This window comes from Nostoc sp. ChiQUE02 (assembly GCF_034531305.2).
Taxonomy (GTDB): Bacteria; Cyanobacteriota; Cyanobacteriia; order Cyanobacteriales; family Nostocaceae; genus Nostoc.
Genome location: NZ_JAVRBN020000003.1, coordinates 319,138 through 343,703, shown reverse-complemented (window position 1 = coordinate 343,703; position 24,566 = coordinate 319,138). Strand labels below are relative to the sequence as shown.

The following is a 24,566-nucleotide window of genomic DNA, read 5'->3' as shown; positions in this document are numbered from 1 at the left end:
TCTGAAGGTCGTGTGATTGCGACTTGGGCAGATGTAATCAACCGGGCTAACCTGGGTATGGAAGTAATGCACGAGCGCAATGCTCACAACTTCCCTCTAGATTTGGCTGCTGGCGATCTTGCTCCTGTTGCTCTAACTGCTCCTGCTATCAACGGTTAATTCTAAAGTTTAGCTAAATCGAAAAGCGCTCTCCCAAAAGGGAGGGCGCTTTTTAGTGTCAACGATCATAGCGCTTAATTCTGGCAGCGCATTCTCACTTGAGTGTGCGGTAGTGTAAAAACAACTCACTTCCAACCTGACGAGTTTCTACAAGTTGGAGATGAGGAGCAGCACTAGTAACAAAACCCTCTCCCTCTACTGGACTAGGGGCATGTTTTCCTCCATAAATGACCGGCCAAATGGTCAACCACCAATCGTCAATTCGCCCTGCTTGCGCTAGAGCAGCTGTTAAAGAGCCGCCTCCCAAAACAACGATCTTGTGAATACCCCGCTTTGCCATCAAGGTGTAGGCTCGATCCCAGTCCAGGTTTTTATCTCCCAAATCAATTAATTCAGCCAGTTTTTGCAAGGTTGTTGCATCAGAACTGCGCTCCAAACCAGTCCGTGTCGTAAATATCCATCGCTCAATGTCCTGGCTTAAAAAAGGCAAGTCCAGCGATAGGTCAAGGGAACCTGAGACAACGCAGGTAATAGGCTGGGGAGGCTGACCCCGAACCTCACGTGCTGCCAACAGTTCGGGATTGCGAATTGTAAAAGTTACCCCCTCAGCCCGAATCGTCCCTGCTCCTACCAGGACTAGATCAGCAAGGGAAACTTGATACTCCACGTGTGCTTGATCGGCTGCATCGGAATCACGGGGTGCTTTAGGATCTACGGCGCTAATCTTTCCATCGGCCGTCATGGCAAGAACCACAGTTGTTTGGATAGCTGACATGATTACGTTCTGACGGTTCTTTATAATTTTACCTTTGTAAAGGGGACTGGAGATTGGGGACTGGGGACCAAATTGTTCTTACCAGTATTCAATATTTAGTACTCAATACCCAATCCCAGAGTGGCCTTTCTCCCCGACCAACGAGTACGTACGGCGCGAGACTCCGATGCTAGAACACATCTGGAATTTTAGAGGTTGTTTGAAAATTTATTGGCTGTGATTTTAGGCACTTATTTATCCTCCCTAACTGCTCTTAGAAAGGGGGGAGTGGAATCAAAAGCCACAAAAGTAAAAGTTCTCTTGTAACATTCAATATTCATTCTTTTGTTATTTGCATTTCAAAACGCAAATCTACCGAGCGCGATAATGCCTAATGGTACGATAACAGAAGCATGAAAGCGTGAAGACAAAACTCCTCATTTCTCCTCCAGAACTCACGTCCCTGTTAGCAGAAAAGTCATTACAGGCTGTCATTATCGATACGCGAAGTCAAGAAGATTATGCTATTTCTCATATTCCTCAATCGATAAATATTAGAGATTTTTTCACCTATCTTTTAGAGAATTCCTACCCAGCAGGATTAAAGGAATTGCAAGAGTATTTTGCAGAAATTATGAGCAAGCTAGGAATATCAGGGGCGGAACGGTTAATTGTGTATGAAGATGCTTTAAATAAAGGTTATGGCCAATCTTGTCGAGCAGCTTTCTTACTGAAGTATTTGGGTTGTGCTCAGGTATCTATCTTACATGGAGGATATAGAGCATGGCTCAGGGCGGGATTACCTACTACCAATGAAGTACCATTACGTGAAAGCAGCATATTTAGATTGCATCCCAACGCTGACATGATTGTTACTACTGTCGAGATGTTACAAGCAATTGACAATCCAGCAATTATTAAATTAGATGTGCGCGATCGCAACGAATGGCTTGGGCTGAGTTCTTCTCCCTACACTTCTGACTTTTGTCCTCGTAAAGGTAGAATTCCTAACGCTGTATGGTTAGAATGGCATCATCTGATGAATTCTGAATCGGAAATCGCCACGTTCCGATCGCCAGATGAAATCCGAGAAATTTGTCAGTCAGTAGGTATTACTTCAGAGTCTATTGTGTACATTTACTGCTTTAAGGGTTCAAGGGCTGCTAATACATTGATAGCCCTAGAAGAGGCAGGAATTTCTGCCAGAAATTATTTTGGCTCTTGGAATGAATGGTCTCGTGACTTCTCACTACCAATTGATAGCAGAGTCATGCAATGAGCGTGTAAGTTTCAGATAGTTAGCGATGCCTACAGTGGTCAGTGAGCGGCTGGTTAGCGGAGTCGAACCATGCCCGCGCAGTGTCTCGTAGAGAAGTGCGGGCTACGCTTACGCACATCCTTTTCATGTGCTTGCTTGTTAGCAAACCGATTTTAGGTGTATTTGCCCTGCGCGATCGCGGACTCGGTTTCTTCTTGTTAAATGCTTTAACTAGTCTGATAGGTATTTTGAATATTGAATTAACCGTAAAGGATTATCCTCTTTAACTCGTAAAGGTAATCGGAGTTTGCGTACAATCATTAATGTCCTATTTTCAAGCTAGACATCGCACCCAATACTTCTCTACGAGAGGCTGCGCCCTAAGCGTAGCTATGCCGCAGGCTTTACGGCTTCTCGTAGAGACGCACTCGCGTTCGCTCAGTACAAGTGCCCTATGAACAAATACTTTCGCTCCAATGTTGATGCAATGGCTAGCTATATTCCCGGTGAACAGCCCAGACACGGTACAAAAATCATCAAACTCAACAGCAACGAGAACCCCTATCCTCCTTCCCCTGCGGCATTAGCTGTGCTGCGAAATATCGATGGTGAGTGGTTGCGGCGGTATCCAGAACCTTTTGGAGGGGAATTCCGGCAAGCTGCAAGTAAAGTTTTAGGAGTTCCTAGTGATTCGATCATTGTGGGAAATGGTAGTGACGAATTGTTGAGTGTGATCGTTCGAGCCTGTGTAGAACCTGGGAAGAAGGTAGTTTACCCGATGCCAACTTACGTGCTATATCGCACATTAACAGAAATGCAATCTGCGGAAATTACTGAGATTTCCTACAGCGAGGACTACAGCTTACCTTTGGAAGAATTAGTTGCTGCCAATGGCTCTGTGACATTTATTGCGTCACCCAATAGTCCATCGGGGCATGTGGTAGCAACAGATGACCTGCGAAAATTAGCCAGCCAGTTATCTGGAGTTTTAGTGATTGACGAAGCGTATGTAGATTTTACTGAAGAAAATGCATTGGCTTTGGTAAAGGAATATGAAAACGTCATCGTGATTCGCACACTTTCTAAGGGATACTCGTTGGCAGGATTGCGACTGGGATTTGGGGTGGCGAATCCCAAGCTATTGCATGGATTGTTTAAAGTCAAAGATAGCTATAACATTGATGCGATCGCCTGTGCAATTGGGACGGCTGCAATTACCGACCAAGCTTATAAAAATGCTTGTGTGGCAAAAATTAAAGCATCGCGAAATCAGCTAGCAACAGACTTGAAACAATTAGGTTTTCATATTTGGGATTCCCAAACTAACTTTTTGCTGGCACAGCCAAAAGAAGGAAACGCCGAATATCTCTATCAAAAACTCAAGGAACGGGGAATTTTAATCCGCTACTTCAAGCAGCCAGGACTAGAAGATAAATTACGCATCACTGTTGGGACTGATGAACAAAATCAGGCTTTAGTTGAGGCACTAATTTATTTGTTAGACACTAGAGACAAGAGAGATGGGGAGGAAAGGTTTAAAACCTCCGCTACGCCTTGAATTTTGGCTTCTCTGCTTCAGAGAAATTGTTTGTTGTAAAAACTTTACTTTCTGAGCGCTGCACAGCATATATATAGTGCGGTATGTCGCGCCAGAGGGTCTCCTGAACTACCTTGAGACCGTTCTTTTCAGCTACACGGCGAGAGGGGATGTTTTCTGGGCGAATCAGTGAGATGACGCGATCGCAATCCAGGACGTTAAAGGCATAGTCCTGGCACGCGTATGCGGCTTCAGTTGCGTAACCCTGCATTTGTTGGTCACGGCGGACATGGTAACCAATTTCAAGTTCTTGGCGTCCCTCGACCTCTTGCCAAAGCAGTCCGCAGTCGCCGATTATCTCACCCGTTGCCTTGAGAACCATTGCCCAAAAACCAACGCCGTGCTGTGCGTAGTTGCTGCGATGCCGATCAATCCACTTTTGTACCATCTCGCGGTCAAATGGTTTTGGGTAGTAACGCATCGACTCTGGATCGCCGAGGACGACCAGTAGGGCGTCGAGGTCAGAAATCTGCATTTCCCGGAGTAATAAGCGATCGGTTTCCAATATCATTAAAGTTCAACCCAACTAAACCCAGTTACTTACTACAACAATCTTGAACCTGCTTTCACCAGACAAATCGTAGTCTAGCCGTAGTGTTGCAAAGCCCAGTCTCGCAAATCTTGAATTGCATTGACTAAGAAAATTGCACTTTATCAAGTTTTTTTAGAGCAAAAAATAATGAACTTATATGTAATGTTTGCAGCAATATCCCATTATCAATATTTGCAATTAGCTTTTCCAGAGGCAACAAAACTACATCGATTTGTTCGGTAACGTCTAACTTTAAATCAGCTATACGTTCCACATCTATTGCTAAAAAACAATGGGTTAAATTGCTATGATTAGCTGGGTTTGGTGATAAGATACCAGTTTCAATAAAATTATTGCTAGTGTAACCAGTCTCTTCCAATAATTCGCGTTTTGCAGCTGCCACTGGTAAAAAATCTTCAGCCTCTACAGCACCGCTGGGTAATTCTAGAATGGTTTTTTTCAGACCGTGGCGATATTGCTTTACTAAAATAACTTCCTGATTTTTAGTTAAAGCTACAACATTGATCCATGTTGGATATTCAAGAACATAATAGGGGTCAACTATTGTTCCATTAGGCATTTGGCAAGTATCAGACCTGACTGAAATCCATCTATCTTTTACTATATATCTAGATTTTAAGACAATCCAATCAAATGAATTTACCATATTTAAACTTATATTTATTGTTTGTTATAGTAATTATTTTTAAGGAAACTAGACTTTCAACGAACTCTTTTTATCTAAATATTTAATATTGCTGTGATTCCACTCATGTAATCCTCCCACAACTTCAACTGATTTATCAAATTGCTGGGCAATAATTTGGACAGTTTTTATAGCTTTCAGTAATACTAGCAATGATTGTCGGTTAGTAATTTGCTAATTTCTGCGCTAACAAGTAAGAGCGATGTCGCCCTTCTGCTAACAAATGCCACTGTCTAGCAGGTACACCCACTATTTTTTCTGGGAGCGAATGTCTAACTAGAATTAGTCTCTATTTTTGGCTCATAGGTTGAGATGCGATAGATATCTGGGGCAATTTCGGTAATGTTAGTCATAGTTTTGAAACTCACAATGGCAATAGTGAAACATGCGCTGAAACCACTTTCCATCCTTCGGTAAACCTGTACCAAATCTGGCTTTGTCGCCCGAAACGCTCTACACCATTAATATTGCGGCGAAATTCTAAAGTCACGGTTGCTGCATCTTTCCCAAAGGTTACAACCTTGAGATTCGAGATTTCTCGCTCTATTTTTGGGTTTGGTCGATTCTGACGAAAATTACGAATCTCCTCGCCGCCATATAGGTTTTCTGTGATGCCGAACCGCACTACTTCGGGCGCATCCCAAAACAAGCTATCCATCACCTCCAAATTGTTATTACAAAGGGCTTCTTCGTACTTGAGGTACAAATCAGTTACTTCAGTTACAACAGTAGGGTCATTTATGGTAGTCATTGTTGTTACCAATTTTTGGTGTTATGCCTGATTATGCACTCTTTCAAATAGTCAGAGCTATTTTTCTTTTAAGCTCCTTCAGTATGTAGATTCAGACGAACCAGATCGCGGAAGGTGGAGATTTGCTGCATAAAGAAAATTGAGCCTACAATACAAATACTTGCACCAAGGATGAAAGTATTGCTACTACCAATTTTACTTGCTAGTGCGTATTCGGTACTGCGGATTGCCCCAGTCCCTAGTCCCTAGTCCCTAGTCCCTATTCTCTAGCCATGAATAAAAAAGTAGGCAGTCATACTGAAAGCAACAATCATGACAAATTTCCGAATTAAGTGCGGTTCAAGTTGACGAGCATAATGTGCACTTAAATAACCGCCAAGAGAGCCACCTACTGCCATCAAAATAGCTTGATGCCAAGCAATCACACCTGCAAAAATAAATGGAATAATCGCAATGCCATTAATACAACTCCCTAAAAATGTCTTAAAAGCATTCATTTTGTGAATACTTTTGATACCTAAAAATGTCAGAGTTGCCAGCATTAAAATCCCTAAACCTGCGCCGAAGAAACCGCCATAGATGGCGATCGCTAGTTGAGCCAGTACCAAATTAAACAAGGGTACAGATTCAGGTGATGTATTCTGGTTTTGACGCTGCAACCACTTTTTGAACGGTTCGCCAAAGGTAAATACCAGGGTTGCCAGTAGCAATAGATAGGGAATCAGCTTTTTAAACACATCTGGTGATGTATATAACAAAGCTACCGAGCCAATCATGCCACCAACTAAACTGACACCACATAGAAGTGAAAAATCTCGCCGCTCGATACCTAAATCTTGACGATATGCTCCAGCACTGGCTAGGGAAGCCACCCATATAGCTGTATTATTTGTGGCGTTAGCTGCGATCGGGGGTACACCCATAAAGATGAGAGTTGGAAATGTGATAAAGCTTCCACCACCCGCTACAGCATTTAGCCCGCCTGCAAGGAAAGTGGTACTAAAAAGAAGCAAACTATGGAAAAGTGTTAAAGATGGCGGCATTAATTACAAATTCAAAGTCTCAGAATATCACTTGGAGAATAGGTAATCAAGTCAGCACCACGAGCTTTCAATTCCTCCTCAGTTCCATAGCCATAGGTCACGCCAATGGAAGTAATGTGATGGTCTTTAGCTCCGATCGTGATGTCGTGTGAGCGATCGCCTACCATCACCACACTCAGCATCATAGAGAGGTAGAGGAAAGAAATAACGAATACCCCGTACCCAATCCTCCAAATAATCGGTGCGGAAAAATTTTTCTGCAATTGCAACTATCTCCCCTAGTTCTCCCTTATTTCTCTCTAAATTCAAATCACAAGGGCAGAGAACACCGCTCAAAACAAGCGCACAATCTCTGCGGTTTAATGAGTCAACAAAAACGGAGGATACCGACATGCTACACCAAATCAAAGAATTACTTCAAAACGCACAACTACAACAGCAAGTAAAAGCAGCAGCTAACCAAGCAGAAGCCATCAAAGTACTAGCGATCGCTAGTGCAGAGAAAGGTTATAACTTCACAGTCGAAGCCATCTCTCAAATGCTGGCAGAACTGACCTTTGTGGACTCCAACGAACTGAGTGAAGAGGAATTACTTAGTGTTAGTGGTGGAATGATGTCTGATAGTGCGCCTAAGCTATGTCATACAGCGGGCTGTGGTGGCGGACACTGCCCAGTGCAATGATGGCCTAAGCTATGTCACACAGAAGGCTGTGGACTGCTAAAAAAGGTATGTAGCTTCTCTTTCTCTTTAGCATTGTAGCTTCCAAGGTCAGGTTGTTTTTCTAAAATAGCTTTTTAGATCCAACTCTTCCAATATTTTAATTTGGATAACTTCCATACTTGGTACTGAGGCTTAACGCAGAAAGAGATGCTGCATAGCAGATTCCCTCTTTGTTCTTTTAATCAAGGGAAAGAGGGAATTTCATTGTTTTCATATTTCTAATCAATAAATTTGAAACTAATTTTTTGTCTTTTTAACAATTAATACTTCCCTTTTAACTTCCCACCATGAGAAATCCAGGTATGGTTCAACAAGTTGTTCGCTTATCCCAACAGAAAACATCAGACGATTTAAGAGCGATCGCAGCCAATGCTAGCTTTATTTGGGAACGCCTTGATGAAAGCAGATTTGCAATTAATGGCGATCGAGTTGATGAACAAGAAATTAACCGTCGGCGCTATCGCTGGTGCCAAGTTGCAGCAGAAGGTAAATTGGATACGTTGCACAAACGCTTACAGTGGGAAGGGCTAGACCTCGATACCGTTAATTCCAGATTGGGAACCATTGAGTTGCTTGCCGATCAACCTTTGCCTGAGTGGGCAGAAACCTTGCAGCAAATCATCCAAACCGCTACAGGATTCAATTCTGCAACCGAAGTATTTTTACCAATCGATTCACAAAATCCGATTACCTTTGAAGATATCCTTTTGCCTGCTATTTTGGTAGCCAGACAGCAATTACTGACTCGCTGCGGCAGTCAATTCACCCAAGCGTGTCTTCCCTTATCGATTCTTTCCCAAGCTGCTTACAGTTCTCTAGAACGTGGTCTACTGCAACGATTAGCAGGACTTTGCACTAAGACATTAGATTTTGAATTTTCTCAGGTGCGTCCCTTTGGCCAAAGCTTGCTCGGCTTACTAGGACTGGAGACACAAAACAATAACACTCACTACATCAAGTTCGTCAATCAACTCCTGGAAGATGGAATGCTGACGTTCTTTCAAAAGTATCCAGTTCTCGGTCGGTTAGTGGCAACAGCGGTCAATTTTTGGGTTGAGTTCACTGCTGAATTTCTCCAACGTTTAGTTGCAGATAGGACAGATATTCAACGAACTTTTAATGAAGCGATCGCCCCATTTTCTCAAAACAAAGTTGCCGAAATTCAAGCCTCTATTTCCGATTCGCATAAACGCGGACGAACGGTGATTTTGCTTACCTTTGAGTCTGGACTTAAACTTGTTTATAAACCCAAAGACTTAGGACTAGAAGTTGTCTTTAATCAATTTTTGGATTGGTGCAATCAACACAGCGATCTCTTAGATTTTAAAGTCATTCAGGTGCTGGAGCGCAACGGTTATGGTTGGGTGGAACATGTTGAACATTTACCTTGTGTGGATGAAGCAGCTGCAAAACGATTTTATCAGCGTTCTGGGATGTTGTTGTGTGTGCTTTATGCCCTCAGAGCCACAGATTGCCATTACGACAACTTAATTGCCAATGGCGAACATCTGGTGCTGATTGACATGGAAACACTGCTGCACCATGAACCGAATCTTATTGAAGACTCACCGCTTACCCAAGATTTGGAAACAACCGCCACACGACAATTTTGGGATTCCGTACTCCGCACCGGGCTTTTACCGCGTTGGGACTTTAGTGGCGATCGCAGTGTCGCTTATGATATTAGCGGGCTAGGCAGCACAGATCCCCGACTATCTCCCCGTAAAGTGCCGCGTTGGCAGAACATTAATACAGATAATATGCATCTGTTGTCTGAGTCTGTAACCTTGCCGATTGCGAAAAATGTGCCGTTATTGGGTGAAGTTGCTCTCTCTCCAAACGATTATCAACTACAAATCAACACTGGATTTGAGCAGATGTATCGCTTTCTGATGGCGCACAAAGATTTCTTAATTTCACGCCAAAGTTTGTTATCTGCTATGCAAAATCAGCAGGTGCGCTTTATCTTCCGCAACACCCGTATCTATGGCATCATCCTCCAAAAAGCTTTGGCACCCGATCACCTCAAACACGGGGTAGATTACAGCATTCAACTCGATGTTCTCAGTCGTGCTTTTCTAGTTGCTCAGGAAAAACCAAACGCCTTTCCTGTTTTGAGCGCGGAACTCCGAGCGATGGAACAATTGGATATTCCCTTCTTCACGGCTAGCGCTGTGGTTGATGAACTGAGTTTAAACGGTTCTTCTTCCATTCCAAACTACTTCAAGCAAGCCAGTTACCAAGACCTGCTCAACCAGTTACAATCTCTAGATGAAACCGACCTAGCTCGACAAGTAGCAATTATTCAAGGCTCCTTCCATGCCAGGATCGCAACTACCTCCAGTCCCCAAGGTGGGCAATGGCAAGGCGAATCGTTACCGTTGCTGAGTTCAGAACAATTGATTGCCGAAGCCAAGGAAATTGCTACTCAACTGGAAACCAGAGCCATTTCTGACCCTGATGGCAGCGTTAACTGGATTGGCTTAGACTTTATACCTCGTGCCGAACGATATCAACTGCAAGTATTGAATAATTGTCTCTCTGACGGACGCTCTGGAGTTGCTTTGTTTTTAGCTGCACTAAGTCAAGTAACTAGTGATTCCCGTTATCGCGATCTAGCATTGAGAACAGTGCAATCTCTGCGCCGCCAAATCCACACCATTGATCCAGAAACTTGGGAACGCATGGCTCGTTTCATGGGCGTTGGGGGCGCAACAGGTTTAGGATCGATGATCTATAGCTTGGTGAAAATTAGTCAATTCCTTGATGATGCAACGCTGTTGTCAGACGCTCAAGTATTAGCCAATTTGATGACACCAGAACTAATTGCTGCCGATGAACACTTGGATATTATGAGTGGAGCAGCTGGGGCAATTTTAGGGCTATTGTCCTTGCATCAAGCCACAGGAGAAGCAACCATTTTAGAAAAAGCGATCGCCTGTGGACAACATTTAGTCAACCATCAAATTAGCCACAATGGTGCGCCCAAAGCTTGGCATACTTTTTGGGACAAGCCCTTAACTGGTTTCTCTCATGGAGCCGCAGGCATCTCCTATGCCTTGCTAAGACTTTATGCCGCCACCTTGGAGGGCAAGTACTTAGAAGCAGGTTTAGCAGGAATTGAGTATGAGCGTAGCGTCTTTTGCCAGTCCACTGCCAACTGGCCAGACTTCCGCAGAATGGGACAACCAGGACAACCTGACTTTTCAAATAAGTGGTGTCATGGTGCAGCCGGCATTGGTTTGGGACGCTTAGGCAGTTTGAGAATCGTGGAAACGCCAGAAATTCAACAAGAAATTGAAATTGCTCTCCAAACTACTCAGAATTTTGGCTTACAAGCGATCGATCACTTGTGCTGTGGCAACTTCGGTCGGGCGGAAGTGCTGTTAGTCGGTGCCAAAATCTGTTCCCGTCCTGATTGGCATCAAATCGCTCACCAGAATGCAACAAATGTTGTGGCTAGAGCCAAGCGAACTGGAGCTTATCAACTGTTCCCCAACTTACCCAATTCTGTATTTAATCCTGGCTTTTTACCCGGTATATCTGGAATTGGTTATCAATTGCTGCGTCTGGCTAACAATAACTTGCCTTCAATATTATTGTGGGATTGAGTTTGTTGTTAGTACCCAAAAACCGCTTTTGACCACACCCTATTAGCGTAAACTAATAGGGTCAGAACTAGCCCTCTCAAGGTGTTGGCTGGTGATAAAGGCTACGACTCGAAACAAAAACGGGGGGGTATGTATGTCAGCAGAGGTGCGATCGCGCTTTTTTAGGGGCAAACAGCGAGAATTCTGAAATTCTTGAGGTTCGGTTCCAGAAACGGGGGGGGGTAGACTGGTAGGGAGGTGTGATCGCAGTTTTGGGGAAGTGGTTAGATGGTCATATAGTGAATAGAGGGTTGTTTGCTGCCTATTTAGTGCCGGAATTTTGATACAGTTATGTTAAGAAGGGTGAAAAATCGTTTATAATAAAGGGAAGTCCCTATCATTGATTAAAACCAGGATAAAGCTTTAACTTTTACCATCAACAAGGAGGATAAGACAATGACAGAAACGCTTACTATGTCTTCCCTCTACGATAAACTCTCCAAACTAGGCTTAAACCAAGATTATGTAAGAAGTAATGGTTTACCAAGTTGGTGGAATGATGAACTCAACAATAAATCATACGGTGTGCTGGAAGGGGCTGGTTATATTGCTGATAACCTTAACCTTGACTTAAAAACTTTGTTAGTAGCAGAAGAAGAAATTAAGTTTAATTCTCCACCCCCTACCAAGTTTAAGCAGCATAATAGCCAAAATAAGGATCACCCTTATGTTGCTCAGGCTTTAGTCAGTCGAGTAGTTGACCTAATTGCGTATGGTACAGAGGTTAATTTTAAACCTCTACCTGTCAATGTTAATGAAATTAGAACAGAGATTTTAAAAAATCATACAACAATTAATTTAATATCCTTACTTGAGTATTGTTGGAGTAAGGGTATTGCCGTTGCTTATTTTTCTCATTTTCCTGAAAACACTAAAAAGTTTGCAGGATTAATTCAATGGCAATTTTCTCGTCCTATAATTATTCTCACTTCAAAACATAAATATTCTGCCAGATTAGCTTTTGATTTGGCACATGAATTAGCTCATTTAGCGTTAGGGCACTTAAAAGAAGGTATTTTAATTGATGAAAAAATTGAATCTGATAGCAATGATAATGAAGAAAACGAAGCAAATAAATTTGCGACTCAGCTGCTATTAGGTGACTGTGATAACTGTTTAGGAGATAAGCACTTTCATAATAACGGTCATTTACTAAAACACGCTAGGAATAAAGCTATAGAAAATCCTTCTGTTGAAGTTGATTCAATTGTACTCAATAACGCTTGGCATAACAGCAATTGGGGCTTGGCTCAGAAAGCTCTAGAGAAAATAGGTTTTACAGTTGATGCTCAACAGATTATTAATGAATATTTAGCTGATAGATTAGACTGGGACAACTTTAATGATGAAAACTATCAGTATTTAGAGAAAGTTTTAGGAGTTTAAACTTTGTCAGGGTCATTTTATTGTTTAGATAATGATATTATTCTTAAACTGGCTACTTGTGACTTATTTGATGAAACCCTGACAACATTTGATATTGATGCAACTCAAATACAAATACTCGATAGTTTTAAATATAAGTTTGCTCTTGATAGGCAAATAAAACGTAATAGAGGGAATCAAGCAAATGACAATTATACTAAATATAATGTTAAGAAAGCATTAGAAATTACTGAAAAATTTGCAACTATTTCAGAGCAAAATTTGGATATTGATAAAAATATTTATTTAAAATTGATAAATTACAGCAAAACAAGCAAAGATAAAAAAGATAAAATTGATATAGGAGAAGCAATTTTAATCAATCATATTTGCTACCTTAATCAAAAGGGTTATACTGATAGTTATTTATTAACCCAAGATAAATGCTGTTTAAGGGGTTTAATAAAGGCTGGTTTTACTGATATTATCGAAAACCTTGATGGTAGAATATGGTGTTTAGAACAGTTGATTTTAAAGTATATTGAAGAATTTGGTTTTAATATAATACAGCCTAAAATTTACCCTGTTCGAGATTGTGATAAGAATATAAAAATGATATTCGGTTATAGTATCGAAGCATCAGAAAATGTAGTTAAAGAAGAGTTAGAAACAGAGATTAAAGTATTAAGACAAGAGACAGGGAACTTACTTTATCCTTATCCTAACTCTAGTAATTAACCTCCTTTTGCCCTCAAAATGCCTAAAGAGCTTTAAAAGGTAAAAGGGACTTTTTGTTTTAATTCGACACTTCGGACGTTTATACCAGTGCTGATATTGTGATTGTCCAGATAGTCAAAACGTTGTAGGCTGTGGATTACAGGGTCTACAGTCGAGGAATGAAAATCAATCGGCACGGATGCGCTAAGGTTCTCACCCAGTCAGAGATACAGCTAATCTTCAGTCATGGCTTAGACAACGACCGCGATCGCCCAGTACCAAAGGCGATCGCTTCCTTTATTTCTCCCCTAGTTCTCCCCGATCGCACTTTAATCTTAGAAGTCTAGAAAACTTGAAGCTCTAGGTGCTGTCAGCAAGAAGGAGAACAATGCAACTAAAACACAGCCACATCTTCCGCCCAGAAGCCCTGGAGCGCTTATCTTCACCAGAACAACTGGATCAAGCGATAAATGTCGTCAAGCCCCAAGCTTGGTTGACTTTATCTGCGATGAGTTTTGTGGTTGCTGTGGCTGGCGTTTGGAGTGTGTTTGGTAGAATTCCCCTCACCGTCACAGGACAAGGTATCTTGATTAAACCGCACCATGTTGTGGAATTTCAAGCGCCCAGTTCTGGCCCATTATTAGCTCTCAAGGTGAAGGCGGGGGATATTATTAAACAAGGTGATGTACTGGGTATTATCGACCAATCAGCGCTAAAGCAGCAGTTGCAGCAAGAGCAGATAAAGTTGCAACAACTGCAAACCCAAAATCAAGAAACTGACAGGTTACAAAAGCTGCTGATTGACCAACAAATCATGACGCTTGGGCAGCAAAAACTGGATTTGGAAAGTAACCTGCGCCGAGAGCAAAGTGCGCCCAAGTTACGCGATCAAACATTGAGAGCGATCGCTCAAAAACGCCAAAGCATTAATTCCCGCAAAGAACAAATCAATTACTTACTCAAAACTCTTAAAGGACGGGTTGATAACCGTCGTCACCTTTTTGAGCAGCATGTCATCAGCCAAGATATGTTGGTGCAAGCTGAACAAGAATATTTTAATACTCAAAGTGAACTGTCGAATATTGATGTGCAAATCAAGGATCTCGAAATCCAAGAAACCACTACTCAACGAGAATATCTAGAAAATCTCAACAGAATTGACGAAATTAAAACCAAAATTAAAGATATTAATACTCAAAATACTAAATTACAAGAACAAGACTTAAAGCAATCAATTGATAAAACCAATCAAATTCGGGAAGTAAAGCGGCGAATTGCCCAATTAGAACTTCAACTATCTCAAGAAAGTAGAATTATTAGCAAATATAATGGTCACATTCTCGAACTGAGTGCTGTCCCTGGACAAATGGTGAATCCGGGTAGTCGCTTGGGGTCAATTGAGGCTGAACAGCCAAATTCAAAACTTATGAGTCTTGTTTACTTTGCTAATAAAGATGGTAAGCAAATCAAGCCAGGGATGCCTGTACAAGTGACTCCCAGCTTTGCCAAACGTGAGCGCGAAGGCGGCATTGTCGGAACCGTTGCAGATATTTCTTCATTTCCGGTAACTACACAAGATATTACAGCGATCGTTGGTAACAAAGAAATTGCGGCTAGTCTTGCAGGTAAAGGTGAAGGCAAAGTACAAGCTCTTGTGCAACTACAAGAAAACCCTACATCAATCAGTGGCTACAATTGGTCATCCTCTGATGGCCCAGCCTTAAAAATATCTTCTGGGACAACTACTTCTGTTCAAGTAAAAGTTGGAGAAAAAGCACCAATTTCTTATATTATTCCTATGCTGCGCTCTTGGACGGGGATTTATTAAATTGGGGCATGGGAGAATGTCACTAGGATAAGGGGAAAGGGGAAAGGGAAAAAAATTGAAACTTTTGAGGATTTAAGAGTATGGCAAAAAGGTATTGACTTGAGTTTTGCAAATATATTTAATGACTAAGGAAGGTGAACTGAGTAAAGACTTTGGTTTAAGGGATAAATTAAGACGCGCAAGCGTATCAATACCTACAAATATTGCAGAAGGATTTGAACGATATTCTCGCAAAGAATACTTAAACTTTCTAAATATTGCCAAAGGGTCTGCCGAGGAAGTTCGCAGTCTTTTAAGAGTAGCGTTAGAAGTCGGCTATTTAGACCAAGCAACTTATACACAACTTCATAATCAAGCTATGGAGTTGAGCCGTATGCTATCTAATCAAATTCAATCCATAAATCAGTCATTAAAATAATAAAACCTTACCCCTTTCCCCATTTCCCCTTCCCCATGCCCAATGCCCCATGCCCCATCCCGAAATTCAAACCGAACCGTGTCCGTACTTCTACACTTTTGCAAATGGAAGCGGTCGAATGTGGTGCGGCTGCTTTGGGAATAATTCTTAGCTATTATGGACGGATTGTACCACTGGCTAAACTGCGGGAAGATTGTGGTGTCTCGCGGGATGGTAGCAAAGCTTTCAATATCATCAAAGCTGCCAAAAACTATGGACTTAATGCCAAAGGTTTAAAACTGTCTCTAGAAAAAGTGGCAACTACCCGCCCTCCCTATATTGCCTTTTGGAATTTTAACCATTTTCTTGTAGTAGAAGGATATAGCAAAAAACGCGTCTACCTCAACGATCCTGCCAATGGTCGGAGAACAGTTTCCTGGGAAGAGTTCAATCGCGCATACACTGGTGTTGCACTGGTGATGGAACCAGGAGCGGACTTTCAGAAGGGAGGCAAAAAAAATCACATTGTCTCAGCTTTAAGTAGCCGCTTGCAAAACTCACGAGCTACTATCTTGTTTTGCTTGCTGACAGGGTTATTGCTAACGCTGCCTCGATTAGCAGTACCAGCCTTTGCTCAGGTATTCATTGATGAAATTTTAGTTCAAGACCGTGAACAATGGTTGCGACCTTTGCTGTTAGGAATGGTTATGACTGCCCTATTACGGGCGTTCCTGGCTAGACTGCGGCTTACCTACCTGCGGCGATTGATGGTTAAATTGTCAGTCAGCATGTCAGGACAGTTTCTTTGGCATATCTTGCGATTACCCATCGGGTTTTATGCCCAACGATTTGCTGGGGAAATCAGTAATCGGATGCAACTAAATGACAAAGTGGCCGAAATACTTTCAGGGCGTTTGGCAACCACACTAATTGATGCAGTGATGATGGTCTTTTACCTGCTGATTATGATTCAGTACGATCGCTTGCTGAGTGCGATCGCAGTTGGTTTTGCTGCTATCAACATTCTTGCCCTCTTATTTTTATCGCAAACTCGCGTCGATGCCAATATGCGGCTAGCTCAGGAATATGGCAAGGTAGGCGGGGTAGCGGTTAGTGGCATCCAAACAATAGAAACCGTCAAAGCTTCTGGGCTGGAGTCAGATTTATTTGCTCGGTTTGCCGGTTATTATGCCAAAGCTGTTAACGCCGAACAGCAATTAGGTTTACAAACTCAAATTCTCACTACATTACCGACGATTTTAACCGCCCTGACCACAGCTTTTATCTTGCTAGTTGGTGGTTTACAGGTAATGAATGGAAGTCTTAGTATTGGGATGCTGGTTGCTTACCAAAGTTTAACGCAGAGCTTCTTAGAACCAGTTAATAGCCTCGTCAATTTCGGCAGTACCCTGCAAGATTTAGAAGCTGACTTAAACCGCCTTGATGATGTGCTTCAAAATTCCGTTGACTCAGAAGTAGAGGAGAGGCAGGAGGCAGGAGGCAGGGGGCAGGGGGCAGGGGGCAGGGGGCAGGAGGCAGGGGGCAGGGGGCAGGAGGAAGGAGGCAGGGGGCAGGGAGCAGGGGGCAGGGAGCAGGGGGCAGGGAGCAGGGGGCAGGAGACAGCTATTAGTTCTCCCTCATCTCTTTGGCAATTAGAGGGTAAGGTTGAGTTACGAAATATCACCTTTGGCTACAGTCCTGTGGAACCCCCGTTAATTGAGAATTTGAGCTTGACTGTCAAGCCAGGGCAAAGGATAGCACTTGTGGGGGGAAGTGGTTCTGGTAAATCTACAATTGCTAAATTAATTTGCGGGCTTTATCAGCCTTGGGATGGGGAAATCTGCTTTGATGGTGTAGTGCGATCGCAAATTAAACGCTCTGTCTTTGCTAACTGTTTGGCAATGGTTGAACAGGATATCTTTTTGTTTGCGGGGACTGTGCGAGATAATATCACTCTTTGGGACTCTACTGTGCCAGAAGCTGATTTGGTGCAGGCTTGCCAAGATGCAGCTATTCATGATGCGATCGCATCTATGCCTGAAAAATATGACTTTGAGTTGATTGAGGGCGGCATGAATATTAGCGGTGGGCAACGCCAGCGTTTAGAAATTGCCCGCGCTTTGGTCAGAAATCCCGCAGTGTTAGTACTTGATGAAGCAACAAGCGCCTTAGATGCGGAAACAGAACTGACTATTAATCGCAATTTAGAACAGCGTGGTTGTTCCTGTATTGTAGTTGCCCACCGCCTCAGCACAATTCGCCATTGTGATGAAATTATTGTCCTAGAGCAAGGTAAAATCGTGCAGCGTGGCACCCATGAGGAATTATGGCAGCAAGGCGGAACTTATCTTCGCTTACTTCACGCAGCAGAGGCATAGTTGAGTAATGAGTAGCCCGCAGGTGAATCCTTCTTCTAAACTGTACTCCTTTCAAGCAAATGAACCAGTACCGTTGGATGACCCAGAAACATTCTGGATTTTGGAGTCTGGAACATTGGCGGTGTTTGCAACTAGAGTTCAGAACAGTTTATCAAAAGAGCATCGCCGTTATCTGTTTCATGTCAACGCTGGTGAAGCATTGTTTAGTGCAGCGTTGTTACCGGAAGTAATAGGACAAAGCCAATGGAGTTTTGTAGCGATCGCAATTGAACCCACTCAATTATGCCAGATGTCAATGGTTGATTTGGTTAAGGGAATCAGCGTGGTTGACTCTCAAACCATAGAACTTTTAGAAGGTTGGGTAAATCATTTAGGACAATCTCTTCGCGCCCAGCAAACAGTTTTGACTACGCCATTAAACCTTGTACAGGCAAAGGTTGAGCGGGATTTTTCATTATCGCCTGGTGAAACGCTACAGTGCAAGCTACAAAGACTTTTATGGGTGAAGTTGCAGCAAGGCAATACTCACTGGATGGGAGTTGAGGAATTAAAGTTGAATTCTACCTCACCAGCATTTCCGCTCACAAATGCTATGTGGTTGGAGGCAGAAAATGCAGTTATCGGACAAGTGTTGCCAACGGCAGATTTAGAAAATTCTGAGGAACTCCTGGCAGGTTTAGCCAGTTTGCAGACTTATTTCTTTCACTACTTCAGTTTGCTCGCAAATAAAGAAGCAGAAGCAGAATTTCGGCACTTTGAGGAACGCGAGCAATTTAATCAGCAAGTAATAGAGGGGGCACTCTCTGATTTAGCAGCAGTTTTGCAGCCGCAGCAGGAGGCGGTTTTCTTTCAGGAAGGACCGCCTTTATTAGTAGCATTTGGGGCAGTCGGACGGACGCTGGGAATAGAAATTCGTCCGCCAGCAGATGATTTGAATTCTATTAAAGACCCTGTAGCAGCGATCGCCAGAGCATCGCAAATTCGGATTCGGCGGATAACTTTAACAGATGGTTGGTGGCGGCAGGATCAAGGACCTCTGTTAGCTTATACCCAGTTAGAAAACTGCCCAGTAGCTTTGTTGCCCAGAGATAATCAGAGTTATATCCTATTTGATCCAATAGCACAAACTCGCACACCTGTAAATGAATCGGTAGCAAAAACACTGGCAAATGTAGCTTATATCCTCTATCGACCGTTACCTAAGGTTGTGAACAATGCCATTGAAATGCTTCAGTTTGGGGTTAAGGGCTACGAAAAAGACATCACCAGTATTGTGCTTGTAGGGATAATGGGGACGTTGCTGGGAATGATTGCACCCCAGGCAACCGCAATTTTAATAAACAATGCCATTCCTGATAGCGATCGCGCCTTACTGTGGCAGATCGGATTAGTATTGTTAGCAGCAGCTTTTGGGCAGTTAGCTTTTCAGATTGCCCAAAGTATTATTACCCTACGAGTCGAAAGTGCTACTGACAGCATATTGCAACCAGCCATCTGGGATCGGCTGCTGAGATTAAGTCCAGGTTTTTTTCGTCAATACACTTCTGGAGATTTGGTCAACCGCGTTATGGCGGTGAGGCAAATTCACGATCAACTCAGTGGTGCAACCCAAAGGACTTTGTTGAGCGGAGTTTTTGCCCTATTCAACTTAGCGCTGATGTTTGTTTACAGTTGGCAACTTGCTCTTTTGGGAGTCAGTTTAGCAATTCTTGCTGCTGTAGTCACGGCTATTTCCAACTTGCTACTAGTCAAGAAATCACAAAAACAGCAAGAACTAGAAGGTGCAATTCAAGGACTCACCGTGGAACTGATTAATGGTGTCGCCAAGCTGCGGGTAGCAATGGCAGAAGAACGAGCATTCGCAGCTTGGGCAAAAAAGTACAGTCAGCAGATCCGCTTGAAGGCGAGTTGGCAAAAAATAAAAGATGGCGTTTCTATATTTAGCGAAGCACTTCCCTTAATCAGTACTGTGCTACTGTTTGGGTTTGTCATGCTGTTGATGCAGACACGCTTAAATATTGGTACATTTGTTGCTTTTAACTATGCTTTAACAATTTTTATTAAGGGAGTGACTGACCTAAGCAATACCGTGACAGACATGTTGGGTATTGTACCAATTTGGGAGCAAGCCAAGCCGATTTGGCGATCGCAGCCAGAATCAGACTCAACTAAAACCAATCCTGGGAAGTTAAGTGGTCGCATAGCATTGGATCGTGTCAGCTTTCACTACTTTGAGAATAAAAGTTTAATCCTTAACGATGTCAGCCTCCATGCCGAACCGGGAGAATTTGTAGCGATCGTTGGCCCTTCTGGAAGCGGAAAATCAACAATCTTGCGGTTGTTGTTGGGGTTTGAGACTCCCTTAACAGGCAGCGTTTACTATGATGGCAAAAACTTAGCAGAGTTGGATATTCAAGCTGTGCGAAGACAGTTAGGGGTAGTACTGCAAAATGGCAAAATTGGCACAGGCTCAATTTTTGACAATATTACTGCTGGGGCTTTGGTGACCCAAGAAGAAGCTTGGGAAGCGGCACGGATGGCAGGTTTGGCTGGTGACATTGAGCAAATGCCAATGGGGATGTACACCATAATTAGCGAGGGAGGTACTAATCTTTCCGGTGGACAACGGCAAAGATTATTGATTGCGCGATCGCTTGTTTCAAAGCCTAAAATTATTTTGATGGATGAGGCAACCAGTGCCTTAGACAACCGCACCCAGGCAATTGTGACTGAAAGTTTAGCTAAGTTAAATGCTACCAGAGTGGTGATTGCCCATCGCCTCAGCACGATTCGTAATGCCGATCGCATCTATGTTATTGACGCTGGCCATGTCGTGCAGGTAGGTAATTTTTTGGAATTGATTGCCCAAGCAGGGTTATTTGCCAGACTGGTAGCCCAACAGTTAGAAGACGAGCTTTAGTTCCATCCCACCCTCTTTTCAATGTATTTGATTAGAGTCTTGCGAATATCACTGATAATGTCATTGCTGAGGTTAGAACTGAGATTAACACCAATAATTTCAGCACCGATACATCCTGCAACGGGTTTGATGTCAAAGTATTGAGAACCCATGTTTTTGAGATCCAATAAGTTTATGTTTTTACAGGAGTAGAGACGCGATTAATCACGTCTCTACTGCTAAACACCAGGAGTAGATCCGCCATCAACAATAATCTCTGTTCCTGTAATCGATGCAGCTAAATCAGACACCAAAAATAGCGCCAGCGCGGCAATTTCTTCTGGTTGGGCGATCCTTTTTAAAGGAATACTTTGGATATTTTGTGCCTTTACTTGCTCGACGGTGATCCCTTGCGCTTGGGCGTTTTGCCGAGCTAAAGTCTCGGCACGCTCAGTAGCTGTAGCACCAGGGGAGATAGCATTAATGCGAATCTTGTACTCGGCTAACTCTTTAGAAATGCCCTTTGTGAAGTTGAGCAGAGCCGCATTGCTTGTGCCACCAGCTAGGAAGTTGGGACGAGGTGTGCGTCCTGCACCGCCAACTATATTGACAATCCGTCCATCACCGCGACTTTTTTGATGGGGGACGACGGCTCTAACTAGGCGGATATAGCCCAATAATTTTAAGTTCCAAGCATCTAAAAATAAATCATCAGTTGATTCTAGGAAAGATGCGGCACGGGCTGAACCTGCATTATTAATCAAGATATCAATCTGACCAAACTGGGTCAAAGTTGTTGAAACAACTTTCTCAACATCCTCTGCTTTAGTCAGATCGGCGCTGATAGCAATCACTTTCGCTCCTTGCGTGGGTAGGGACTGGATAGCACTTACGGCATTTTCTAGTCTTTCTTGATTGCGGGCTGCGATCGCTACATTCACACCTTCACTATAAAGAGCTTTGGCAGTAGCTAAACCAATTCCCGCACTTCCTCCTGTGACGATCGCTGTTTTACCTGATAGTTTTAGTTCTAAACTCATACAAACTTACGCTCAAATGTAATTTACTTGCGAACCAATAACATTGCCGATTGAGAGCCTGTATTGTGGATTTCCAAGATGACTCGGCTTTCCTCAGATGTACAATCTAGAAGTATTTTGATTTCTGTATCTCGCTTTTCCAAGTCAACACAACAAATTACGGCAGTTACTGTTTGACTAGACAAGCTACCTATCCAGACATCAATATCAGATCCATCTCCAGAACGAGTGTCTTGTAAATATCCATAGTCCAGTGGATAAACGAAGGATGGATAACGTGGATGTAATGTCCCTTTTGGGCGATCTATCTTGAGACTACTAGCGGCTACAAGCTGATCTAGCTTGAACCAGAAGTCAGTACTATCCCCCATGCCATCTACTAATACTCAATTGGAAATGTGCAATACAGCCTTGCCAGGAAAACGCCTGTCAAGTAGTTGTTGTGCTACATCAGCTATTTGTGTCCAAGAAGCTTCTAAATCAATGTGAGGACGCAACTGTCCTGCTTCTACTAGACTTAAAAGCCGTTTTAGACCGACTGCGGCTGATTCAAATCTCAGTTCATCGAATAGACGTAAACCATATAGGCTCACGCCACCAGTCCCAAAAAATTGGGCAGCGTTGAAGGTCACTTCTGCTCCCCCAGATACTCCATACAGCACAGTTTTTCCATCCTGTGCCAGTAAGCCAAGGGCTACCCCCAAAGTCTTGCCACCTACTGACTCTACAATTAGATGATAGGGGCCATACTCGCTGGCGGGTGAGAGGTCTTCGCCAATCACCACCGATTGTGCCCCTGCTTCTCTAACTAGAGTCTCATTGCCAGCTTGACGAATGTGTGCCACAACGTGCGCCCCAGATAGCCGCGCTAATTGGATAGCGAAGTAGCCAACGCCTCCTGATGCACCTGTAACCAGAACTGGACGACCTAAAAGTGAACCACCTTTTAGCACAGCATGATACGCAGTTAAACCCGCTACAGGCAGTGTGGCAGCTTGAGCAAAAGATATTGATGGCGGCACTTCTGCTAAGGCGTTGGTGGGAACAGACACGAGTTCTGCCCAAGCACCGGCGCGGCGCAAGCCAACTACACGCGCCCCTTGGGGAGGCCCCGACCCATCGGCAGCGGGAATTTCCACTACACCTGCCAAGTCCCAACCAGGCTGCCAACCAGCCTCAGCAGTGGTTGAACGTTTTATCTCTCCCCGATTTAGGGAAATCGCCGCTACCCGCACTAGAGCTTCATCTGAGCCAGGCTTTGGTGCAGTCACTTCACTTAGTGCCAAACGCCCCGGCACATTGGGGTCAACAATCACAGCACGTATCTTGCTCATAAGGTTGCCCTGGCTTAGAAATTAATTTCTAGATCGTTGGTTCGCAATCTACTGCCTGCAATAGATAAACTCGATAGGTTAGCTATTTATTCTTAACTTCAAATCCCTATAATTAGGTTAACGAAATCTTGTAACTACGGTAACTCAATAGGTTTATAGTATTTTAAGAATGTAAAAAGAAAAATATCACAGACAGCCTGAAGAATCAAGCATCTGACGAAAATATGTGTTTCATCAATGGTTACATCTATTGCTGTGTTGTAAGCTAGTCGCTGTCAACCTCCTACCTTACTCTACGATCGGGCTTCTTGCAGGCATCTATGAATTTTGCTATGCAAAATGGAAAAATTTAAAATAATAACTTTTATCTTTTTTGCCCAAAAATGCCGAATTTGACCAGGCTCATTTGGAAAATAATAGACCTGCTAAGATCAACAGAATTGAACGGTAACTAAATATTTTTGGATTAAAGCTATAGCGTTTCCTAATCATACAAGGTATATCATATTCCCCTCATCGCTTGCGGGGAGGGGGTTGGGGGTGGGGTTCTTGTATCTCACTCAAGCGAGAACCGCTATATGTCACTACCAGAAACTATTGCAAAAGAAGTTTAACAATACAAAGAGTCGTTGGAACTATTTTGGGTGAAATTATCAGCATTGCTCTGGTTTTACTAGTCAATAATTCATTAGCGATGTCTACGACGGGCTACGTCTACGCAGTTTGTTTCCTACTGCTTGTGTTTGTTGCTATGTCGGTGCGAGCCTTAAGCTACAGCATATTCATCATACTGCTCACTCCCGCCATGATATTGCTATCCAACATTATTAGTGCAGCTGGCTGGAAGGTTGGGTCTTGAGGCTCTTCGCTAGCTTGGTTGGGAACGACAGCAACTTCTTGCACAACTGGAAAAGACAAGTCGAGCTAATCTTGCTTGCTAAAAGTAAGCAAGAAGCTGAAACCATTTTATTTCAGAGATGCCAAAGTCCGGCGTCCAATTATTCCGTCTGCTTTTAATCCTTTAGATTTCTGAAATTTGATCACCGCTGAATGTGTCTTGTTATCAAAGACACCATTCACATTTCCAGTATAGAATCCTTGCTGTTTTAACAAATTCTGAGCAGTTTTGACTGTCTCTCCTCTGCTACCTACCGTGAGTACAGTAGTATGGCTTGCCCTACTATTAGACTTATGCTTGGCATTAGCTTTTTTCATGGTGCCGCTATGCTGTGTATTTTGAGCAATGTGAGTAGCAGTAGTCGTATTGTGGCTTTTATTATTGCTTAAAGAATAAGCAGGCGCAGCAGTAGCTAAAGCCAAGGCAGGGAGCAAAGCAAGTACTTTCCAATTCATCTTTTTGTTCCTTTTAACTATGAGAATTCTGGCAATTTTGATTAGAAGAATCATCCTAATAAGGGTTAGTGCCTTATAGTGATT

At 43.0% G+C, this 24,566-nt stretch carries 24 protein-coding genes and 1 pseudogene; 14 read left to right on the top strand and 11 right to left on the bottom strand.

The features are described 5' to 3' along the window. Positions 1–159 (top strand): annotated as a pseudogene (locus RM347_RS05140) (photosystem II q(b) protein); the annotation flags it as partial. 94 nt (positions 160–253) lie between these two features. On the opposite strand, the gene RM347_RS05135 reads toward RM347_RS05140, so the two are convergent. Next, positions 254–934 (bottom strand): RibD family protein, encoded by a 681-nt coding sequence (locus RM347_RS05135; RefSeq protein WP_322715876.1) that lies wholly within the window; start codon positions 932–934, stop codon positions 254–256. Positions 935–1,334: 400 nt separating this feature from the next. Between RM347_RS05135 and RM347_RS05130 the strand changes: the two genes are divergently transcribed. From RM347_RS05130 to hisC, 3 genes are all read left to right on the top strand, one after another. Then, positions 1,335–2,192, top strand: a complete 858-nt coding sequence (locus tag RM347_RS05130; RefSeq protein WP_322715875.1) for a sulfurtransferase — start codon at positions 1,335–1,337, stop codon at positions 2,190–2,192. Between the two features lie 41 nt (positions 2,193–2,233). After that, complete coding sequence (locus tag RM347_RS05125; protein ID WP_322715874.1) at positions 2,234–2,458, top strand: hypothetical protein; 225 nt, start codon at positions 2,234–2,236, stop codon at positions 2,456–2,458. Positions 2,459–2,625: 167 nt separating this feature from the next. Continuing rightward, positions 2,626–3,729, top strand: coding sequence for a histidinol-phosphate transaminase (gene hisC / locus RM347_RS05120; RefSeq protein ID WP_322715873.1), 1,104 nt, complete (start codon positions 2,626–2,628; stop codon positions 3,727–3,729). Here hisC and RM347_RS05115 read toward each other — a convergent pair. The 5 genes from RM347_RS05115 to RM347_RS05095 all read right to left on the bottom strand — a co-directional run bounded on the left by RM347_RS05115 (position 3,719) and on the right by RM347_RS05095 (position 6,985). Then, entirely contained in the window at positions 3,719–4,279 is a 561-nt protein-coding gene (locus RM347_RS05115) for a GNAT family N-acetyltransferase (RefSeq protein ID WP_322715872.1), read from the bottom strand. The genes hisC and RM347_RS05115 overlap by 11 nt on opposite strands. Positions 4,280–4,403: 124 nt before the next feature. Continuing rightward, positions 4,404–4,967 (bottom strand): NUDIX hydrolase, encoded by a 564-nt coding sequence (locus RM347_RS05110; RefSeq protein WP_322715871.1) that lies wholly within the window; start codon positions 4,965–4,967, stop codon positions 4,404–4,406. Between the two features lie 403 nt (positions 4,968–5,370). Further along, positions 5,371–5,757 carry an oxalurate catabolism protein HpxZ gene (hpxZ, locus tag RM347_RS05105; protein ID WP_322715870.1) on the bottom strand — a complete coding sequence of 129 codons (387 nt, stop codon included), beginning with the start codon at positions 5,755–5,757 and terminating at the stop codon, positions 5,371–5,373. A 266-nt stretch (positions 5,758–6,023) separates the two neighbouring features. Then, on the bottom strand, positions 6,024–6,800 hold the full coding sequence (locus RM347_RS05100; RefSeq protein WP_322715869.1) for a sulfite exporter TauE/SafE family protein: 777 nt from the start codon (positions 6,798–6,800) through the stop codon (positions 6,024–6,026). Positions 6,801–6,811: 11 nt separating this feature from the next. Next, a complete protein-coding gene (locus tag RM347_RS05095; RefSeq protein ID WP_428850512.1) occupies positions 6,812–6,985 on the bottom strand; it encodes an HAD hydrolase-like protein in 174 nt (57 codons plus the stop codon). Between the two features lie 206 nt (positions 6,986–7,191). Here RM347_RS05095 and RM347_RS05090 point away from each other — a divergent pair, with 206 nt between their 5' ends. The 9 genes from RM347_RS05090 (at position 7,192) to RM347_RS05050 (ending at position 20,776) form a co-directional block, all read left to right on the top strand. Beyond that, the gene (locus RM347_RS05090; protein ID WP_428850511.1) at positions 7,192–7,482 is read left to right on the top strand and encodes a Nif11-like leader peptide family RiPP precursor; all 291 of its coding nucleotides are present in this window, start codon (positions 7,192–7,194) and stop codon (positions 7,480–7,482) included. A 341-nt stretch (positions 7,483–7,823) separates the two neighbouring features. Then, entirely contained in the window at positions 7,824–11,132 is a 3,309-nt protein-coding gene (locus RM347_RS05085) for a type 2 lanthipeptide synthetase LanM family protein (protein WP_322721601.1), read from the top strand. Positions 11,133–11,567: 435 nt separating this feature from the next. Next, positions 11,568–12,557: an ImmA/IrrE family metallo-endopeptidase gene (locus RM347_RS05080; protein WP_322721600.1), complete on the top strand. Its 990-nt coding sequence runs from the start codon at positions 11,568–11,570 to the stop codon at positions 12,555–12,557. A 3-nt stretch (positions 12,558–12,560) separates the two neighbouring features. Then, positions 12,561–13,274 (top strand): hypothetical protein, encoded by a 714-nt coding sequence (locus RM347_RS05075; protein ID WP_322721599.1) that lies wholly within the window; start codon positions 12,561–12,563, stop codon positions 13,272–13,274. Positions 13,275–13,405: 131 nt separating this feature from the next. Further along, positions 13,406–13,600 (top strand): hypothetical protein, encoded by a 195-nt coding sequence (locus RM347_RS05070; RefSeq protein WP_428850510.1) that lies wholly within the window; start codon positions 13,406–13,408, stop codon positions 13,598–13,600. Positions 13,601–13,641: 41 nt separating this feature from the next. Then, positions 13,642–15,081 (top strand): NHLP bacteriocin system secretion protein, encoded by a 1,440-nt coding sequence (locus RM347_RS05065; protein WP_322721598.1) that lies wholly within the window; start codon positions 13,642–13,644, stop codon positions 15,079–15,081. A 121-nt stretch (positions 15,082–15,202) separates the two neighbouring features. Next, the gene (locus tag RM347_RS05060) at positions 15,203–15,499 is read left to right on the top strand and encodes a four helix bundle protein (RefSeq protein ID WP_322721597.1); all 297 of its coding nucleotides are present in this window, start codon (positions 15,203–15,205) and stop codon (positions 15,497–15,499) included. 35 nt (positions 15,500–15,534) lie between these two features. Continuing rightward, positions 15,535–17,856: an NHLP family bacteriocin export ABC transporter peptidase/permease/ATPase subunit gene (locus RM347_RS05055; protein WP_322721596.1), complete on the top strand. Its 2,322-nt coding sequence runs from the start codon at positions 15,535–15,537 to the stop codon at positions 17,854–17,856. Positions 17,857–17,863: 7 nt separating this feature from the next. Continuing rightward, the gene (locus RM347_RS05050; RefSeq protein WP_322721595.1) at positions 17,864–20,776 is read left to right on the top strand and encodes an NHLP bacteriocin export ABC transporter permease/ATPase subunit; all 2,913 of its coding nucleotides are present in this window, start codon (positions 17,864–17,866) and stop codon (positions 20,774–20,776) included. On the opposite strand, the gene RM347_RS05045 is transcribed toward RM347_RS05050, so the two are convergent. From RM347_RS05045 to RM347_RS05030, 4 genes are all read right to left on the bottom strand, one after another. After that, the gene (locus RM347_RS05045) at positions 20,773–20,928 is read right to left on the bottom strand and encodes a hypothetical protein (protein WP_322721594.1); all 156 of its coding nucleotides are present in this window, start codon (positions 20,926–20,928) and stop codon (positions 20,773–20,775) included. The genes RM347_RS05050 and RM347_RS05045 overlap by 4 nt on opposite strands. Before the next feature lie 66 nt (positions 20,929–20,994). Beyond that, complete coding sequence (locus RM347_RS05040; RefSeq protein WP_322721593.1) at positions 20,995–21,795, bottom strand: SDR family oxidoreductase; 801 nt, start codon at positions 21,793–21,795, stop codon at positions 20,995–20,997. 23 nt (positions 21,796–21,818) lie between these two features. Beyond that, positions 21,819–22,166, bottom strand: a complete 348-nt coding sequence (locus RM347_RS05035) for a hypothetical protein (RefSeq protein WP_322721592.1) — start codon at positions 22,164–22,166, stop codon at positions 21,819–21,821. Positions 22,167–22,181: 15 nt separating this feature from the next. Beyond that, complete coding sequence (locus tag RM347_RS05030) at positions 22,182–23,129, bottom strand: zinc-binding dehydrogenase (protein WP_322721591.1); 948 nt, start codon at positions 23,127–23,129, stop codon at positions 22,182–22,184. Between the two features lie 520 nt (positions 23,130–23,649). On the opposite strand from RM347_RS05030, the gene RM347_RS05025 reads away from it, so the two are divergent. Further along, positions 23,650–23,988, top strand: coding sequence for an FUSC family protein (locus RM347_RS05025; RefSeq protein WP_416211938.1), 339 nt, complete (start codon positions 23,650–23,652; stop codon positions 23,986–23,988). A 107-nt stretch (positions 23,989–24,095) separates the two neighbouring features. Here RM347_RS05025 and RM347_RS05020 read toward each other — a convergent pair whose 3' ends face one another. Beyond that, positions 24,096–24,482, bottom strand: a complete 387-nt coding sequence (locus RM347_RS05020) for a peptidoglycan-binding domain-containing protein (protein ID WP_322721589.1) — start codon at positions 24,480–24,482, stop codon at positions 24,096–24,098. Positions 24,483–24,566: the final 84 nt, after the last annotated feature.

Excerpts from the sequence above, each read along its gene's own strand:
- RM347_RS05030 (WP_322721591.1), bottom strand. The coding sequence starts at position 23,129 with ATGAGCAAGATACGTGCTGTGATTGTTGACCCCAATGTGCCGGGGCGT.
- RM347_RS05080 (WP_322721600.1), top strand. The coding sequence starts at position 11,568 with ATGACAGAAACGCTTACTATGTCTTCCCTCTACGATAAACTCTCCAAA.
- RM347_RS05095 (WP_428850512.1), bottom strand. The coding sequence starts at position 6,985 with ATGATGCTGAGTGTGGTGATGGTAGGCGATCGCTCACACGACATCACG.
- RM347_RS05020 (WP_322721589.1), bottom strand. The coding sequence starts at position 24,482 with ATGAATTGGAAAGTACTTGCTTTGCTCCCTGCCTTGGCTTTAGCTACT.
- RM347_RS05035 (WP_322721592.1), bottom strand. The coding sequence starts at position 22,166 with ATGGGGGATAGTACTGACTTCTGGTTCAAGCTAGATCAGCTTGTAGCC.
- RM347_RS05065 (WP_322721598.1), top strand. The coding sequence starts at position 13,642 with ATGCAACTAAAACACAGCCACATCTTCCGCCCAGAAGCCCTGGAGCGC.
- RM347_RS05040 (WP_322721593.1), bottom strand. The coding sequence starts at position 21,795 with ATGAGTTTAGAACTAAAACTATCAGGTAAAACAGCGATCGTCACAGGA.
- RM347_RS05050 (WP_322721595.1), top strand. The coding sequence starts at position 17,864 with ATGAGTAGCCCGCAGGTGAATCCTTCTTCTAAACTGTACTCCTTTCAA.
- RM347_RS05045 (WP_322721594.1), bottom strand. The coding sequence starts at position 20,928 with ATGGGTTCTCAATACTTTGACATCAAACCCGTTGCAGGATGTATCGGT.
- RM347_RS05085 (WP_322721601.1), top strand. The coding sequence starts at position 7,824 with ATGGTTCAACAAGTTGTTCGCTTATCCCAACAGAAAACATCAGACGAT.
- hpxZ (WP_322715870.1), bottom strand. The coding sequence starts at position 5,757 with ATGACTACCATAAATGACCCTACTGTTGTAACTGAAGTAACTGATTTG.
- RM347_RS05090 (WP_428850511.1), top strand. The coding sequence starts at position 7,192 with ATGCTACACCAAATCAAAGAATTACTTCAAAACGCACAACTACAACAG.
- RM347_RS05060 (WP_322721597.1), top strand. The coding sequence starts at position 15,203 with ATGACTAAGGAAGGTGAACTGAGTAAAGACTTTGGTTTAAGGGATAAA.
- hisC (WP_322715873.1), top strand. The coding sequence starts at position 2,626 with ATGAACAAATACTTTCGCTCCAATGTTGATGCAATGGCTAGCTATATT.
- RM347_RS05135 (WP_322715876.1), bottom strand. The coding sequence starts at position 934 with ATGTCAGCTATCCAAACAACTGTGGTTCTTGCCATGACGGCCGATGGA.
- RM347_RS05115 (WP_322715872.1), bottom strand. The coding sequence starts at position 4,279 with ATGATATTGGAAACCGATCGCTTATTACTCCGGGAAATGCAGATTTCT.
- RM347_RS05055 (WP_322721596.1), top strand. The coding sequence starts at position 15,535 with ATGCCCAATGCCCCATGCCCCATCCCGAAATTCAAACCGAACCGTGTC.
- RM347_RS05100 (WP_322715869.1), bottom strand. The coding sequence starts at position 6,800 with ATGCCGCCATCTTTAACACTTTTCCATAGTTTGCTTCTTTTTAGTACC.
- RM347_RS05110 (WP_322715871.1), bottom strand. The coding sequence starts at position 4,967 with ATGGTAAATTCATTTGATTGGATTGTCTTAAAATCTAGATATATAGTA.